Origin of the sequence: Nocardioides palaemonis (assembly GCF_018275325.1) — a bacterium.
GTDB classification, from domain to species: domain Bacteria; phylum Actinomycetota; class Actinomycetes; order Propionibacteriales; family Nocardioidaceae; genus Nocardioides; species Nocardioides palaemonis.
This window is the reverse complement of record NZ_JAGVQR010000003.1, coordinates 422,486-437,939: the sequence shown is the minus strand read 5'-3', so window position 1 is coordinate 437,939 and position 15,454 is coordinate 422,486. Positions and strand designations below refer to the sequence as shown.

19 protein-coding genes, 1 tRNA gene and 1 pseudogene are annotated in these 15,454 nt (G+C 71.6%); 13 read left to right on the top strand and 8 right to left on the bottom strand.

What is annotated here, in order from left to right; translation table 11 throughout:
• Positions 1–45: 45 nt before the first annotated feature.
• Complete coding sequence (locus KDN32_RS14475; protein ID WP_211732945.1) at positions 46–213, top strand: hypothetical protein; 168 nt, start codon at positions 46–48, stop codon at positions 211–213.
• Positions 214–238: 25 nt separating this feature from the next.
• On the opposite strand, the gene KDN32_RS14470 is transcribed toward KDN32_RS14475, so the two are convergent.
• Together KDN32_RS14470 and KDN32_RS14465 are read right to left on the bottom strand one after the other, a co-directional pair.
• Positions 239–739, bottom strand: a complete 501-nt coding sequence (locus KDN32_RS14470) for a hypothetical protein (protein ID WP_211732944.1) — start codon at positions 737–739, stop codon at positions 239–241.
• A 129-nt stretch (positions 740–868) separates the two neighbouring features.
• Positions 869–1,027: a DUF5679 domain-containing protein gene (locus tag KDN32_RS14465; RefSeq protein ID WP_090969683.1), complete on the bottom strand. Its 159-nt coding sequence runs from the start codon at positions 1,025–1,027 to the stop codon at positions 869–871.
• Positions 1,028–1,183: 156 nt separating this feature from the next.
• Between KDN32_RS14465 and KDN32_RS14460 the strand changes: the two genes are divergently transcribed.
• From KDN32_RS14460 to KDN32_RS14450, 3 genes are read left to right on the top strand one after another with little or no spacing between them, the layout of a single operon-like run.
• The gene (locus KDN32_RS14460) at positions 1,184–1,990 is read left to right on the top strand and encodes an enoyl-CoA hydratase/isomerase family protein (RefSeq protein WP_211732943.1); all 807 of its coding nucleotides are present in this window, start codon (positions 1,184–1,186) and stop codon (positions 1,988–1,990) included.
• 4 nt (positions 1,991–1,994) lie between these two features.
• Positions 1,995–3,029 carry a PHP domain-containing protein gene (locus KDN32_RS14455; RefSeq protein WP_211732942.1) on the top strand — a complete coding sequence of 345 codons (1,035 nt, stop codon included), beginning with the start codon at positions 1,995–1,997 and terminating at the stop codon, positions 3,027–3,029.
• Between the two features lie 49 nt (positions 3,030–3,078).
• Entirely contained in the window at positions 3,079–3,618 is a 540-nt protein-coding gene (locus tag KDN32_RS14450; protein WP_211732941.1) for a M48 metallopeptidase family protein, read from the top strand.
• Here KDN32_RS14450 and KDN32_RS14445 read toward each other — a convergent pair.
• Both KDN32_RS14445 and KDN32_RS14440 read right to left on the bottom strand, forming a co-directional pair.
• Entirely contained in the window at positions 3,603–4,151 is a 549-nt protein-coding gene (locus tag KDN32_RS14445) for an NUDIX hydrolase (RefSeq protein WP_307854105.1), read from the bottom strand. The two genes, KDN32_RS14450 and KDN32_RS14445, sit on opposite strands and share 16 nt — an antisense overlap.
• Before the next feature lie 17 nt (positions 4,152–4,168).
• A complete protein-coding gene (locus KDN32_RS14440) occupies positions 4,169–5,497 on the bottom strand; it encodes a zinc-dependent metalloprotease (protein ID WP_211732939.1) in 1,329 nt (442 codons plus the stop codon).
• 73 nt (positions 5,498–5,570) lie between these two features.
• Here KDN32_RS14440 and KDN32_RS14435 point away from each other — a divergent pair, with 73 nt between their 5' ends.
• From KDN32_RS14435 to KDN32_RS14400, 9 genes and pseudogenes are all read left to right on the top strand, one after another.
• On the top strand, positions 5,571–5,996 hold the full coding sequence (locus KDN32_RS14435; protein WP_307854103.1) for a molybdenum cofactor biosynthesis protein MoaE: 426 nt from the start codon (positions 5,571–5,573) through the stop codon (positions 5,994–5,996).
• A gap of 42 nt (positions 5,997–6,038) precedes the next feature.
• Positions 6,039–6,299 carry a hypothetical protein gene (locus KDN32_RS14430; protein WP_211732937.1) on the top strand — a complete coding sequence of 87 codons (261 nt, stop codon included), beginning with the start codon at positions 6,039–6,041 and terminating at the stop codon, positions 6,297–6,299.
• 27 nt (positions 6,300–6,326) lie between these two features.
• Entirely contained in the window at positions 6,327–7,376 is a 1,050-nt protein-coding gene (locus KDN32_RS14425) for a YlbL family protein (protein ID WP_211732936.1), read from the top strand.
• Positions 7,376–7,945, top strand: a complete 570-nt coding sequence (locus KDN32_RS14420) for a PPA1309 family protein (RefSeq protein WP_211732935.1) — start codon at positions 7,376–7,378, stop codon at positions 7,943–7,945. The genes KDN32_RS14425 and KDN32_RS14420 overlap by 1 nt, the downstream gene beginning before the upstream one ends.
• A gap of 11 nt (positions 7,946–7,956) precedes the next feature.
• Positions 7,957–8,517, top strand: a pseudogene (locus tag KDN32_RS23550) (UPF0182 family protein); the annotation flags it as partial.
• Between the two features lie 104 nt (positions 8,518–8,621).
• Positions 8,622–10,901: a UPF0182 family protein gene (locus KDN32_RS14415; RefSeq protein WP_211732934.1), complete on the top strand. Its 2,280-nt coding sequence runs from the start codon at positions 8,622–8,624 to the stop codon at positions 10,899–10,901.
• 66 nt (positions 10,902–10,967) lie between these two features.
• Positions 10,968–11,041, top strand: a tRNA-Met gene (locus tag KDN32_RS14410).
• Positions 11,042–11,224: 183 nt separating this feature from the next.
• A complete protein-coding gene (locus KDN32_RS14405; RefSeq protein WP_211732933.1) occupies positions 11,225–11,467 on the top strand; it encodes a helix-turn-helix domain-containing protein in 243 nt (80 codons plus the stop codon).
• 6 nt (positions 11,468–11,473) lie between these two features.
• Positions 11,474–12,673 (top strand): tyrosine-type recombinase/integrase, encoded by a 1,200-nt coding sequence (locus KDN32_RS14400; protein ID WP_211732932.1) that lies wholly within the window; start codon positions 11,474–11,476, stop codon positions 12,671–12,673.
• Here the strand turns inward: KDN32_RS14400 and KDN32_RS14395 are convergent.
• From KDN32_RS14395 to KDN32_RS14380, 4 genes are all read right to left on the bottom strand, one after another.
• Positions 12,670–13,971, bottom strand: coding sequence for a hypothetical protein (locus tag KDN32_RS14395; protein ID WP_211732931.1), 1,302 nt, complete (start codon positions 13,969–13,971; stop codon positions 12,670–12,672). The two genes, KDN32_RS14400 and KDN32_RS14395, sit on opposite strands and share 4 nt — an antisense overlap.
• Positions 13,971–14,294, bottom strand: coding sequence for a hypothetical protein (locus KDN32_RS14390; protein WP_211732930.1), 324 nt, complete (start codon positions 14,292–14,294; stop codon positions 13,971–13,973). The genes KDN32_RS14395 and KDN32_RS14390 overlap by 1 nt, the downstream gene beginning before the upstream one ends.
• Before the next feature lie 95 nt (positions 14,295–14,389).
• Positions 14,390–14,932: a hypothetical protein gene (locus KDN32_RS14385; RefSeq protein WP_211732929.1), complete on the bottom strand. Its 543-nt coding sequence runs from the start codon at positions 14,930–14,932 to the stop codon at positions 14,390–14,392.
• Positions 14,933–14,944: 12 nt separating this feature from the next.
• Positions 14,945–15,364, bottom strand: coding sequence for a single-stranded DNA-binding protein (locus tag KDN32_RS14380; RefSeq protein ID WP_211732928.1), 420 nt, complete (start codon positions 15,362–15,364; stop codon positions 14,945–14,947).
• Positions 15,365–15,454 lie beyond the last annotated feature (90 nt).

Here is a 15,454-nt window from a genome sequence, read left to right as displayed (position 1 = left end):
GCTCGTGCCATGTCCGGACCGCGGCGAGCGGGCTAGCCTCGGGGGATGGGCGACGTCACCACCTGCGACTTCTGCGGCACCCAGGCTCCGGCGGAGCAGACGCTGACGTGGACGACGTCGGTCGAGAACGGTCGGCGGCGCACGTACTGCGACACCTGCTCGCGCACCCACCTGCGTGCCATGGAGGGCAAGCTCGACAGCGAGTGGTGGTGACCGCGGCGCCGGTGCGGCGACCGGCTCACGCCGTGTCGAACCACGCGCACCCGCAGTAGGGGTGACGCTGCCACCGGCGCTCGCCCGGGACCGGGCGGTGGTCGATGCGCCACGACGCCGCCCACGTGTGGGGCGGGTCGCCGCGGCGCCAGGCGTCGAGGTCGCGCGCGACGCTCCCCGCCGCCACCGCCAGCCACGCACCCGGGAGCGCAGGCGCGCTGCCGGGCGGCGTACGGCTCCCGTCGTCGAGCACGGCGGCCTCGACGCACCGGGCGCAGGGACCGATGCCCGGCGCGACCCACGGGCCGACGTCGACCGCCCACGGCCACACGCCGACCAACAGGTGGGGGAGCGAGGCCACGCACCAGTCGTCGACGGTGCGCGACACGAGGCGCCCCGGGGTGACCGCGATCCCGACCGGCGCCTCGGCGGTCACAACGACGCCGGCGACGTCCAGCGCACCCACGACCCGGCGCCGCCACGCCGGCGGGCAGTCGAGCTGCGCACGGAGCGGGGTGGCGGACATGGCAGCCACGCTCCCACCCGCGGCCGGGCCGTGGGCCGTGCTCCACAGGCGGGATGGGCGGTCGGGATGCAACGACGGCGCCACCCCGGGTGGGGTGGCGCCGTCGTCGTCAGCTCGTGGGGCGCGAGGTCACGCCTTGCCGAGGATGCGGTTCAGGTTGGTACCGCAGACCGGGCAGACGCCCTTGGCCATCTTGGTGCCCTTGTCGTTGACCTTGATCTCGCCCTCCGCCTCGCGCTTCTCCTTGCACTTGACGCAGTAGAACTCACCGCTCCAGGTCTCCGCCATGACGGCCTCCTTGCTCAGTCACTCTGTGGTCGTCGCGACGGGGTGAGGTGGGGAAGCCCGTCGGGGTGCGCAGGCAGGCGCCCGCGCTCCGCGCCCGACCCTACGCCACGCGTGGCCCACGCTCACGCAACACGCGCGCTCAGTACGCTCGGGGCCATGGCCGACCAGACCCCTGACCTGACCCACCTGCGCCTCGAGCGACCGTCCGAGGGGGTCGCGCTGCTGACCCTCGACAACCCCGGCATGCGCAACGCGATGAGCGACGAGATGACCGCGTCGTGGGTGACGGCGATCGACCACCTGGCGGCCGACCGTACGGTTCGGGTCGTCGTGGTGACGGGCGAGGGCAGCGCGTTCTGCTCCGGCGGCAACACGTCGTGGATCGCCAGCGAGCCGGACGCCTCGGTCGACCACCTGCGCTCGCGGATGCTGCCGTTCTATCGCGCGTGGCTGTCGGTGCGGCGCCTGGAGGTCCCGACGATCGCCGCGATCAACGGTCCGGCGATCGGGGCGGGGCTGTGCCTCGCGCTCGCGTGCGACATCCGCTACGCCGCGTCCGGTGCGAAGCTCGGCGTCCCGTTCAACACGCTCGGCATGCACGCCGGGATGGCCGGCACCTACCTCCTCCCGAACGTCGTCGGGCCCGCCCACGCCCGCGACCTGCTGCTCACCGGCCGGGTCGTCGACGCCGACGAGGCGCTGCGGCTGGGCATGGTCTCGCGGGTGGTGGCCCCGGCGTCCTTCCTCGACGACGTCCTCGAGACCGCCGCCGGCGTCGCGGCGACCGCGCCGATCGCGGCCCGGCTCACCAAGGTCGCGCTCGCCGACGGCGGGCACGCCGACTTCGAGTCCGCGCTGCAGTGGGAGGCGCTCGCGCAGCCGATGACGCTCGCGACGGCCGACCTGCAGGAGGGGATCGCGGCCGCGCGGGACAAGCGGGCGCCGCAGTTCCGGGGGGAGTGACCCGATGACCCCAGGGCCCCTCGGACCCGTCGCGACGCTGCGCCGGATCGCCTTCCTGATGGAGCGCCAGCGCGAGGAGACGCGCCGCATCGAGGCGTTCCGCAAGGCCGCGCGCACCATCCTCCCGCTGCCCGAGGAGGACGTACGCGCCCGCGCCGAGGCCGGGACCCTCACCGAGCTGCCGGGCATCGGGAGGAGCACGGCCGCGGTGATCACCGACGCCTGCCGCGGCATCGTGCCCGAGCGGCTGGTGGCGCTGGAGGCGACGGCCGGCCCGCTCGCGACGGGCGGCGAGGAGCTCCGGGCCCGGCTGCGCGGCGACCTGCACTCCCACTCCGACTGGTCCGACGGCGGCTCGCCGCTGGAGGAGATGGCGATGACGGCGATGGAGCTCGGGCACGACTACCTGGTGCTGACCGACCACAGCCCGCGGCTGACCATCGCCCACGGGCTGAGCGCGGCGCGGCTCGCGCGCCAGCTCGACGTCGTCGACGCCGTCAACGACCACCTCGACGGCGCGTTCACGCTGCTGAAGGGGATCGAGGTCGACATCCTCGACGACGGCTCGCTCGACCAGACCGACGAGATGCTCGGGCGCCTCGAGGTGCGGGTCGCGTCGGTCCACTCCAAGCTGAAGATGGACCACGACGCGATGACCCGACGGATGGTCGCGGCGGTGCGCAACCCGCACACCAACGTGCTGGGCCACTGCACCGGCCGGCTGGTCACCGGCAACCGGGGCACCCGCGGGCAGAGCCAGTTCGACGCCCGCGCGGTCTTCACGGCGTGCGCGGAGGAGGGCGTCGCGGTGGAGATCAACTCCCGGCCGGAGCGGCGCGACCCGCCGACGCGGCTGATCGAGCTCGCCCGCGACCTCGGCTGCCTGTTCTCCATCGACTCCGACGCCCACGCGCCCGGCCAGCTCGACATGCTCGACCACGGCGCCGCGCGGGCGACCGAGGCGGGCATCGACCCCGACCGGATCGTCACCACCTGGGAGCGACCGCGCCTGCTGGAGTGGGCGGCCGCGCGTCTGTGACCCGCGCGTGCGGCGGACGGGCGTGGGTGGCGAGGGCTAGGTTCGACCCATGCCCACCCCGACCCCGGCTCCGCAGGTGGAGGTGCGTCGCTCGCGCAAGCGCCGGCGCACGGTCTCGGCCTACCGGGAGGGCGAGCGGATCGTGGTGCTGATCCCGGCGACGATGAGCAAGCGCGACGAGGCCGCGTGGGTCGCCGACATGGTCGCCCGGATCGAGCGCAAGGAGCAGCGCCGCAAGCCGTCCGACGAGCAGCTGATGACGCGGGCGCTCGCGCTGAACGACGCGTGGCTCGGCGGCATGGCGACGCCCTCGAGCGTGCGCTGGGTGTCGAACCAGCAGTCCCGCTGGGGGTCGTGCACGCCCGGCGACCGCACCATCCGGCTGTCCGAGCGGCTCCAGCAGATGCCGGCCTGGGTCGTCGACTACGTGCTCGTCCACGAGCTGGCCCACCTGCTCGTGCCCGGCCACACCGAGGAGTTCTGGGCCTGGGTCGACCGGTACCCGAAGGCCGAGCGGGCCAAGGGCTACCTCGCCGGCTGGTCCACCGCGGCCCGCCTCGAGCTGCCCGAGGGCTACGACCCGACCTGACCGGCCAGCCGCCCGCGCACCCGTGCGACCGCGGCGTCGATGAGGACGTACATGTCGTCGAAGGTCTGCGGCAGGTCGTCGACCGGCCACCACCGCACGTCGAGCGACTCCTCGCTCGTGGCGTGCGACCCGTCGGGCTCGGCCACGGCGAGGAACCGGACGTCGAGGTGGTGGACGATGCCGCGCTCGGAGCAGAAGCCGACCTCGTGCTCGTCCAGCGACAGCGGCTCGGGGTCGAGCTCGAAGCGGTCGAGCCCGGACTCCTCCACGAGCTCGCGACGCGCTCCCTCGACGAGCGAGGCGTCGCCGGCCTCGAGGTGGCCGCCGAAGGCGAGCCAGGCGCCGGCCTTGCGGTGGTGGTTGAGCAGCACCGCGTCGCCCGAGGGGGACACCACGATCGCGCCGGCGGTCAGGTGGTCGGGGAAGCAGGGCTTGGACAGCCCGTCGGGATGGGCGTCGAGGTGGGCGAGGTAGCGCTCGCGGAGCGCGTCCTGCGCGGGCGACGGCGCGTGCCAGGCGCGCAGCGTCGCCACGGCGCTCGCGTGGAGGGTCACTCGGCGGGCCGGTCGTCGCCGTCGCCGTCGAGCAGGCCGCGCAGCCCGGCCTCGAACTCGTCGTCCGACAGCTCCTCGGGCGCGACCGAGTCCTCGCGGAAGCCCAGCGGGTCGTCGAGGTCGGCGGCCGTCGGCAGCAGGTGCGGCGACATCCACACGCCGTCGCGGGCCTCGGTGCCCTGGCGGGTGCGCAGCGAGCCCCACAGGGTGGAGGCGTCGCGCAGCCGGCGGGGCCGCAGCTCGAGGCCGACGAGGGTCGCGAAGGTCTGCTCGGCCGGGCCGCCGGCGGCGCGCCGACGGCGTACGGTCTCCTGGAGCTTGGCGGCGGCGGGCATCCGGTCGGCGGTGGCCTGGCCGACCACCTCGTCGACCCAGCCCTCGACCAGGGCGAGGGTGACCTCGAGCTTCTCCAGCGCCGCCTTCTGCGCCGCCGACGGCTCGGGGTCGAACAGCCCGCCGGACAGCGCGTCCTGCATCGCCGCGGGGTTGGTCATGTCGATGTCGCGCAGCTTGGCCTCCATGCCGGAGGTGTCGAAGTCCATGCCCGCGCCGTACTCCGCGACCGCGCTGATCAGGTGGTCGCGCAGCCACGGCACGCCGGCGAACAGGCGCTGGTGGGCGGCCTCGCGCAGCGCGAGGTAGAGCAGCACGTCGTCGCCCGTGACGTCCGGGATCTCCGCGGCGAACGCGGCGACGTTGGTGGGCAGGAGCGCGGCCTTGCCGATCGGGCCGAGCGGCAGCCCGATGTCGGAGGCGCTGAGCACGTCGCCGGCCAGCGCACCGAGGCCGCTGCCGACCTGGGAGGCGACCATCGCGCCGCTGGCCTTGCCGAGCATCGCGACGAGGGGGCCGACGAGCTGGCGCATCTCCTCGGGCATCGCCTGGCCGAGCGCCGCGGTGGCGGACCCGGCGATCGGCTCGACCAGGACCTTCCAGACGTCGATCGTCTCGACGATCCACTCCGCCCGCGACCACGCGGCGGTGGTGGTCACCCCGGACGGGAACCCGGTGGTGGTGTCGAGCCAGTGGTCGGCGAGGCGCACGGCGTCGGCGACCGCGCCGGACTGGGCCGTGGTGACGGTCGGGTCGGGCTCCTGGGCGGCTGCGCGGCGGGCGAGGTCGGTGACGGTGTCCCAGTTGACCGGGCCGTCGTGCGGCGCGAAGAGGCCCTGCATCTGGGCCATCAGCGAGCTCAGGTCGGGCATGCCCCCCGGCATGCCGGCACCGCCGGCCATGCCGCCGAGCTGGGAGAAGATCTGCTCGAAGGGCGTGCCCTTGAACGGGTTGCTGTCGTCGCCGGAGGCGCCTCCCGGGGTGTCACTCATGGGCCCCACGGTACTCACCGCCACCCAGCCCGCGCGCGCCCGCGGACCCGCGGCTCGCCCTAGACTCACCGGTGTGACAGACCCCGTGCGACTCGTCGACATCCGCGACACGCCCCTCGACGTGGCCGAGGTGGTGGGCTCGCTCGACGACGACGCCGCGGGCGGCCTCACCCTCTTCATCGGCCAGGTGCGCGACCACGACGGCGGCAAGGGCGTGGCGGCGCTCGACTACTCCGCGCACCCGACGGCGCTCGCCCGCCTCGAGGACGTGTGCCGACGGGTCGCGGCCGCCCACGACGTACGCGGTGTCGCCGCGGTCCACCGGGTGGGTCCGCTGCAGGTCGGCGACCTCGCGGTCGTCGTGGCGACGACGGCCGCCCACCGCGGCGACGCCTTCGCCGCGTCGCGGGACCTGATCGACACGCTCAAGGCCGAGGTCCCGATCTGGAAGCACCAGGTCTTCGACGACGCGAGCGAGGAGTGGGTCGGCACGCCGTAGCGCCTGCCGCGGCCAGTGCTCCCGCGCGCCTAGGCTCGGAGCGTGGAGATCCTGCTCTGGCTCGTGCCGGCCGCCGTGGCGACCGTGCTGGCGATGCTGTGGGTGTCGTGGGTGGGTCGCGACGGCCACGGCGAGGTCGACCGGGAGGTGGCGGTCGAGCGCCTCGGCAAGGCGCTCGCCAAGGAGCTGCCGGCCGGCTCGCGGCGTACGCCCGCCTCCTCGCGCGAGCGCAACACCGGCATCGCGGTGCGCCCCAGCCACGCGCAGGGCCGCGCGGGCGGCGACACCCGTCGCGCGTCGTAGTTGCACCCATTTGAGAGAGTTGCGCCCATGAGTCAGCGGACCAGGGCGGGGTTGCTCGCGCTGTGCCTGCTGGCCGTGCTCTGGGCGGCCGCGGCGTTCGTCCCGCTGCCCTACGTCACCTACTACCCGGGCCCGACCGTCGACATCCTCGGCGAGAACGACGGCCAGGAGACCGTGCAGGTCACCGGCCACCGCGCCTACCACGACGACGGCGAGCTGCGGATGACGACGGTCTACGTCAGCCAGCCCGAGGACGACGTCAGCCTGCCCGAGCTGCTGCGCGCCTACCTCGACCCCGACGCCGCGGTGTGGCCACGCTCGTCGGTCTACGCGCCCGAGGACACCGACGAGTCGAGCGACCGCGAGTCGGCGGTGGAGATGGTGTCGTCCCAGGACACCGCCGTCGCCGCGGCCCTCACGGAGATCGGGGAGGATGTGACCCCGGTCGTCGAGGTCCTCGACGTCACCCCGGGACTGCCGGCGGAGGGCAAGCTGGAGGTGCGCGACCGGCTGCTCGCGGTCGACGGCACGAAGATCACGCAGGCGCAGGACGTCGTCGACGCCGTCACCGCGGCGCCGGCCGGCGAGCCGGTCGAGTTCCGGGTGCGGCGCGACGGCAAGGAGCTGAGCGTCGACGTCACCCCGGAGCAGGTCGACGGCACGCCGCGCGTCGGCATCACGCCCGGCACCGGCTTCGACTTCCCCTTCCAGGTGAGCGTCCGGATCGCCGACAACATCGGCGGCCCCAGCGCCGGGCTGATGATGTCGCTGGCGATCGTCGACACGCTGACCCCCGGCTCGATGACCGGTGGGGCCGACGTGGCCGGCACCGGGACGATCACGCCCGACGGGAAGGTCGGGCCGATCGGCGGGATCCAGCAGAAGATCGCCGCGGCCCGCGACGCCGGGGCGCTGCTGTTCCTCGTGCCCGCCGACAACTGCGACGGCGTCGGCGGCGTCGACACCGGGGACATGCGCCTGGCGAAGGCCACCACGTTGAGCGCCGCCGTCGACACCCTGGCCGCCTGGACCGACGACCACGACACCGACCTGCCGACCTGCGAGGACGCCTCCTGATGACCGACCCCGACCAGCCCACCGCCCTCCCCGAGGACCCGGCGCTCGCCGCCGCGGTGCTCGAGATCGAGGCGCACGTGGCCGGCGACGGCTGGGACCAGCCCGCCCGGCTCTACGCGCTCGTCGACACCGCCGAGCTGGTCGCCCAGGAGCCCGCCCTGGCCGCCGCGATGGCGATCGACGGCCCCGGCGACGACGGGTCGTTCACCCCGATCGAGCAGGACGGGCTGCCGCACGGGCAGGCGCTGGAGGAGGCACTCCAGTCGATCGCGTGGCCGGACAGCGTGAGCGGCTGCGCAGCGGTGATCGAGCGCCTGGTGCTGCCGCCGGGCGTCGACGACGACATCCCCGACGACCCCACGTCCGCCGAGCTCTTCGCCCGCGAGCACCCCGACCGCCAGGAGGTCCGGATGGTCGCCGGGGTGACCCGCGCGGGCGCGTCCTACTGCGCCCTGCGGCTGCGGGCCCACGACGACGACCAGTCCGTGGTCAACGGCACCGAGCTGGTGCCGGGGCTGCTGGAGCTGCTGCACGCGACCTTGCACGACACGCCCCTCGAGAACCCCTGACAGGTGCCGGTATGAGCGCTCCGTTCGACACCCCCCGACCCTCGACGCCGCCGCGTCCGCCGTCGTCCTCGCGCCGTCCCGGCGCGCTGGTGATCACCGCGATCGTGCTGGTGGTCGGCTTCATGCTGCTGAGCGGCTTCGCGTCGTTCTGGACCGAGCGGCTGTGGTTCCGCTCGACCGGCTACAGCGAGGTCTTCACGACGCTGCTGCTCACCCGGGTGGGCCTCTTCCTCGTCTTCGCCGGCCTGATGGCCGCGGCGGTCGCCGCCTCCATGGCGGTGGCCTACCGGTTCCGCCCGGTGCTGTGGCCTGGCATGCCCGGGATGCCCGACGACGGGATGGACCGCTACCGGGAGCTGCTGGCCCCCCGGATGGGCAAGGTCATCGCCGCCGTCGCGGTCGTGATGGGCCTGTTCGCCGGCGCGTCGGCCACCGGTCAGTGGCGCAGCTTCTCGCTGTGGCGGCACAGCAAGTCGTTCGGCACCGAGGACCCGTACTTCAACAAGGACGTCGGCTTCTACGTCTTCGACCTGCCGTTCTGGCACTACGTCGTCGACTTCGTGATGGCGCTGGCGGTCGTCGGGCTGCTCGCGACGATCGTCGTCAACTACCTCTTCGGCGGGATCCGGCTCTCGGCTCGCCCGGGGAGCGGCTCAGCGGCCCCGCCCAGATCCAGGTGTCGGTCCTGCTGGCGGTGTTCGTGCTCGCCAAGGCCGTCGACTACTGGCTCGACCGCTACGACCTGGTCACCAACTCCGGGTCGATCTTCACCGGCATGGGCTACACCGACGACAAGGCCGTGCTGCCCGCGAAGGAGATCCTCGCCGGCATCGCGGTCGTCTGCGCCGTGCTGTTCCTCGCCAACGTGCTGCGCCGCACCTGGCTGCTGCCGTCGGTCGGCGTCGCGCTGTTCGCCCTCTCCGCGATCATCCTCGGCCTCGTGGTGCCGTCGATCGTGCAGTCGATCCGCGTCAACCCGAACGTCCCCGACCGCGAGGGCCCCTACATCAAGGCCAACATCGACGCGACGCGGGCGGCCTACCAGCTCGACCAGATCGACGTACGCAACGTGGCCGGCACGGCCGTCACCGAGGACGGCCGGCTCCAGGCGCTGGACGGCATGACCGCCGGCATCCCGCTGGTCGACCCGCAGATCGTGAGCGAGATCTTCGAGCAGCAGCAGCAGGTCCGTGCCTACTACTCGGTGCCCGGCGTGCTCGACGTCGACCGCTACGAGATCGACGGCACCGACCGCGCCGTCGTCCTCGGCGTGCGCGAGCTCGACCAGAGCGGCCTGGCCGAGAACGACCAGAACTGGTCCAACCTGCACACCGCCTACACCCACGGCAACGGCGTGATCGCGGCCTTCGCCAATCAGCGTCCGGAGGACGACTCACGCCAGGAGACCAGCATCCAGTGGGCCGAGGGTGCCGAGGCCGACGAGGACACCCTGACCCGCCTGTCCGGCGAGGACGGCTACGAGACTCGCGTCTACTTCGGCGAGCAGAGCCCCGACTACAGCATCGTCGGGCTCGACCCCGACGGGAAGGCGGTCGAGTTCGACCTGCCGCGCGGCGAGCGCACCGACGAGGACGTGGCGACGACCTACGACGGCGACGCCGGCGTGCCGATCGGCAACATCTTCGACCAGCTGCTCTACGCGGTGAAGTTCAGTGAGCCCAACCTGATCCTCTCCAGCCGGGTCCACTCGAACTCCAAGATCCTCTACGACCGCAACCCCCGCCGGATGGTGGAGAAGGTCGCGCCGTGGCTCACCGTCGACTCCGACCCCTACCCGGTGGTCGTGGACGGCAAGATCCAGTGGATCCTCGACGGCTACACCGTCACCGACAAGTACCCGCTCTCGCAGCGCGAGTCGCTCGAGGAGATGACCGACGACGCGCTCCAGCAGAACACCGGCTTCCAGACGCTGCCGACCGACGAGATCAACTACCTGCGCAACTCGGTCAAGGCCACCGTCGACGCCTACGACGGCACCGTCCGCCTCTACGAGTGGGACACCGAGGACCCGATCCTGCAGGCGTGGGAGGACGTCTTCCCGGGCGTCGTGCAGCCCAAGGACGACATCCCGGACTCCCTCATGGAGCACCTGCGCTACCCCGAGGACCTGTTCAAGGCCCAGCGCTACCAGTTCCAGCGCTACCACGAGACCTCGGCCTCGGCGTGGTTCGAGGGGTCGAGCCGGTGGGAGGTGCCGAGCGACCCGCAGAGCTCCAACCGCCTGCAGCCGCCGTACCGCCTGTTCACCGACACCGGCGAGGGCGAGACCTGGTCGCTGACCTCGGTCTACGTGCCGCGGGACAAGGAGAACAACCTCGCGGCCTACATGGCGGTCAACAGCGACGCCACCAGCAACGAGTACGGCAAGGTGTCTGTGCTCCAGCTGCCCAACGAGCCCACCGGCGGACCGCTCCAGATCGCCAACACGTTCGCCACCAACGAGGACATCAGCGCCGCGCTGCTGCCCTACACGACCGGCGACGCCAAACGGGTGCCGGGCAACCTGCTGACGGTGCCGATCGGCGACCAGTTCATGTACGTCCAGCCGGTCTACACCCGGCGCTCGGGCGAGTCGAACTTCCCGATCCTGCGCTTCGTGCTGGTCTCCTACGAGAACCGCGTGGGCATCGGCACGACCCTGTCCGCGGCGATCGAGGACGCGCTGACGTCGGACAGCTCGACCGACGGGTCGGGGGAGACGCCGACCGAGGAGCCGACCCCGACCGAGGAGCCCACGCCGACCGAGGAGCCCACGCCGACCCCGGGTGAGAGCGGCGGCGGCAACGCCACCGTGGCCGAGCTGCTGCGGCAGGCCGAGGCCAAGTTCGCCCAGGCCGACGCGGCGCAGCAGGCCGGCGACACGGTCCGCTGGGCACGCCTGATGGAGGAGGGACGCACCCTCGTCGAGCAGGCTGCCGCCAAGCTGGGCGGCTGACCGCCGGCTTCCACCCACCCCCGATTTGGGTGCTGGTGACCCGCAGGGTAATGTTCTGTTCACCGACGCGGGGTGGAGCAGCTCGGTAGCTCGCTGGGCTCATAACCCAGAGGTCGCAGGTTCAAATCCTGCCCCCGCTACAAAGTTTCAGGCTCGGAGATCACTGATCTCCGAGCCTGAAAGCATTTGAGAATTGATCACCCCGCCACAAACCCGCCACAAACCCGGCGGAGAGTCGCCACAAACCCCGTTTCACGGAGTTCTTCATGGGGCGGCGTGGACCGCCGCGGGAGCGTGCGGCATCGCCGGCGCACCTCATCGGCATGGAGACCACCGCCAGCCCGTCGACCGGCCCGTTGACCAGCCTCGAGCCTCTGCTGAGCATCGAGGAGCTTGCCGAGTACCTCCAGGTCCCGATTACGACCATCCGGGACTGGCGCACGGACGGCAAGGGCCCCTGCGCGATCAAGGTCGGTGGCCGTGTGCGCTACGCGACCTCCGACGTCCTGGCCTGGCTGGGGAGCCAGCGCGAGAGCGAGCCGGGTCACGGCCCCAGCGGCGGGTGACCTGAGATGCCGCGGCCACGAACGCCGATCGGCACGTTCGGGGAGATCCACCTCGAGACCCTGCCCGACGGTCGCGGGTGTGCCTCGACGCGGTTCCGGGACTACGACGGCCGGCTGCGGCGGGTGCAGGCGACTGCGGGCAGCCCGCGCGCGGCCGAGCGCAAGCTGAAGGAGCAGCTCGCCGAACGGACGACGCAGACCTTCGGGCAGGGCGACCTCAATCCGTCCAGCACCTTCCGGCACCTCGTCGATGTCTGGCTCGCCGACCTCGACCTCACCGGAGGGCTCGCACCCAGTACCCGGGACCTGTACGAGCGCAACATGGTGCAGCTCGTTCTGCCCGCGTTCGGGCACTACGCGCTGCGTGAGATCAGCGTGCGAAAGGTCGACCAGTTCATCAAGACCTTGGCCGCGACCAAGAGCTACAGCATGGCCAAGCAGGCGCGAACTGTCCTGAGCCTCGCGTTCGGGCTGGCAGTGCGCTACGACGCCATGCGCCAGAACCCCGTCCGTGACACGGCGCGCCTGCGCAAGCCCGCGACGCAGGTGCTGTCGCTGGACAACGCGCAGATCGAACGCATCCGTCGATCCGCGCGGGAGTGGCGCCGCGGTCCCGGTGTCGTCGGCCCTCCCCCCGATGGTCAGCTCGAGGACGTCATCGAGGTCATGCTGGGCACCTCCGGGCGGATCGGGGAGGTGCTGGCGGTCCGTCGATGCGACATCAACGTCACCACGACACCTGCGACCATGAGGATCTGCGGCACGATCGTGTCGCCTCGAGGCAAGCCCACCCACCGACAGCCGTTTCCCAAGACCTCCAAGTCGACCCGCACCGTGTCCGTGCCGTCCTTCACCGCCGCGGCTCTGCGTCGACGGCTGTCGAAGATCGAGTCGGACGATCCCGAGCAGCTCATCTTCGTCAGCCGCAACGGCACCCCGCTGACCACCAACAACATTCGCCGACGCCTGCGCGCGGTACTGGACGAGGCCGGTATCAGTGGCGTGACTCCGCACTCCTTCCGCCGCACCGTGGCTACCGTGATCGACCGGGCGGGTGGCGCGGATCTGGCGGCGGAGATGCTCGGCCACACCTCGTCCGACATCACGAAGCAGCACTACATCGAGCCTGACGAGGCCGTGAACCCGGTGACCGCGGAGATCCTCGAGTCGCTTGCTCCTCGTGAGAGCGAGGGGGACACGGGCTAGAGGTCCAAGGCCTGCACGGCCGGCTCGGGAGGGTGAGCTCGTTGGGACAACGCGGCGACCAGCTGGACCCGGGAGGCGTCGGGCGCTGTCGTTGGGCTCGGGGCAAGGGGACGGAGTTGCTCCCGAACGATGCGGACGAGCGGCACGTCGTTTGAGTCGGGGACCGCTCGGTATCGGACGCGCGCTGGTTGGACGAGGGAGCCGGAACTGGCGACGAGTCGGGGGAGCTTCACCCGTTGGACGAAGTCCCCGCGTTCGATTCCTTTCTGGACGATCGAGGCGATCCGTTCGTCGATGCCCTCGGCGAGCGTCCTGAACGCTTTCAGTGCGCGCGGTTCGACGACAGTGCCGGCGTCGACGCCACGGAGGCGAGCCACGACGTGACCGGCTTCGGCTGCGGCCCGTTCGCCGCCGCCCCAGATGCCGCCGATGTCGCGGAGTTGGCGCTGGATCTCGGCGTAGGTCGTAGCACGTGTTTCCCAATAGAGGACCTCGGTCGGATCTGTGCGGCCGATGAGTGTGGAGAGGCGCGAAGACAGCACGCGTTGGGAGTCGACGACCAGCCGGAGGCGCAGCGCATGTGGGAAACCGCCGAGTCCGGCGAGGACGTTGTGCTCGGCCATCAGGACGCCCAGGATGCCGGGCGGGACGTCGCCTCGCATCGGCCGAACCCGAGGACGCCAGCCGGTGGCGTCGATGCTGTAGTCGGGCGTCTTGAGGCTGGTGTCCAGCGCGGCAGCCAGGGCAGCCCAACCCAGGCTCGCGACCTGTGGCATTGACGTCCACCCGAGGACGCGGTGGTAGCGCCGGTCGAGCACGACGAGTGCCTGGAGGATCGTCGCGACGTCACCCACCAGTGCGCCCGCCTGTGGGGAGGTGATGGCCTGTTCACCCATTCCGTCGAGGTCCGCCTCCGCCATCGCGGCTGCTCGCGCGACCTGTCGCCAGCGCTCCACGAGCGGGATCCGGTGGGGAGTGGTCAGTTGCGTCAGGACTGCGGGGGTTGTGTTCACGGCCTGCCGTACGGCTGCGAGCTGTCGGGCGAGCTCGCGGGCGGCGCTTAGCGTGCCGGTTGACTCGAAGGGGTTGGGGTTCCGGGGTGGCATGTTGCTGAAGGACACGGGCAGGGCGAGTTGCAGCCCGCTGCCGCACCACGCGAGGACGTTCTCGCGGAAGTGGCGCACGAGGATGACGTGGTCGGCCATCTCGTCGCGTGCGCCGAACCGACCGTCGACTCGGTGAACGTTCAGGAGAGCTGTCATCTCCTGGCGCAGGGCGGTGCCCGATTCGCTGTACATCAGCCGAGGTCGCCCGCGACGGCGTCGTCGAGCATGACCAGCAGCACCTCGATTTGGAGCGCAGTGATCGGACCGCCCTCCGCGGCGAGTAGCGCGCGGCGTGCGGCGGCGATCGCAGCGCGGGGGTCTTCGAGCTCGGCGTCTTCTGACGCGCTAGGGGAAGCGTCTGCGGTGTACGTGTCGAGGGTGAGCAGGACGCGCTCGTAGTCCGAGGCGGCATCGACGCTCGAGGCCCGATCCGCCAGGTAGCCCAGAGCTGCACGGGCGTCAGCGATGGCCGGTGCTGGTCCTCCATGCATCAGTGCCTCCGTCGTCCGCGTCACGGACGACACTGAGCGGATCGCGCTCGTGCCGCTCGTTCGCCCGTCGGTCTCTGTGGATGCCGTCCGCCCGGCATGCCCTGTTGCTGACGTGCGGATCACGATGTGCCAGCCGGGGTCCGGACCTCACGGACGCGCCTGCGACGCCGCAGATCCTGATCGACGTACGCGTCGAAGTCGCGCTCGCGGTCACTGATCTCGACCTCGCCGGTGGTGGCGTCGTCCGACTCTCCCGGCCACGACGTACGCCGCGTCGGTCGGTCCCGGTCGAGACGGGTGCCGCAGACCGCAACCCAGTCCTGGAGACGGTTGCGTGCGTCGGCGAAGTCGCGGAGCCATGCGAGTGGCGCCGACGGCGGCGCCGTCTCGTCATGACACGAAAGCCAATGAGTGTGGAGGCCCGAAAGCTCCCACACGAGCTCATCGTGACGATGCCAGAGGGGAGGCACCACGGCCGGCGAGAGCCCGTACGCGTTCTTCAGCCAGCTCACCCACGCATCGAGCTCGCGCCACGCGACCTTGGCCTCCTCGGCGGTGAGCGTTGCCCAGTTGATCGCCCTGGGTGGCTCGTCCAGCAGGTCCGTCTCCACGGACCCCCAGTCCCCAGGGGGATCGAACGAGAGCCAGGTGGCGAGTTCCACGGCAGTCGGTCCTCAGAGCCCGACAACCGGCGCCTGGGGTACGGGCTCCGAGGCGACCTGAGGCTGCTGATGTGTGCGCCGCTGCACCACGTAGTTCGTCCGGGTGGCGCTGTGGCCGATCTTGCGGGCCACGAACTCCTCCCTGATGACGCTGCCGGTGCCTTCGGCTTCGACCTCGTACTCGTGGACGTAGCCGCTCGCCACGAAAGAGTCGCCACGCTGGAAGCGTGCATAGATCTCTCGGGCGACGCTCTCGAAGGCGACCATGTCGTGGTAGGTCGCGTCGAGCTTGGTGAACGAACCGTCTGTCTCGTGTCGCCACTGCTCGACGCCGACTCGGACCTTGACGTGCTCCTTGCCTGCTGCGGTGAAGCGGAGATCCGGTGCAGTGACAACGAAGCCATTCAGGCTCAGCTGGGTGGGGATCGTCATTCTGGGCTCCTTGCCCTCGTCCTTGCTCGTGTCAACGACTAGGTGTGTCCGCCAACCCGTGCTGAGTTCGGGCGGATCTCCGCGGTGTCG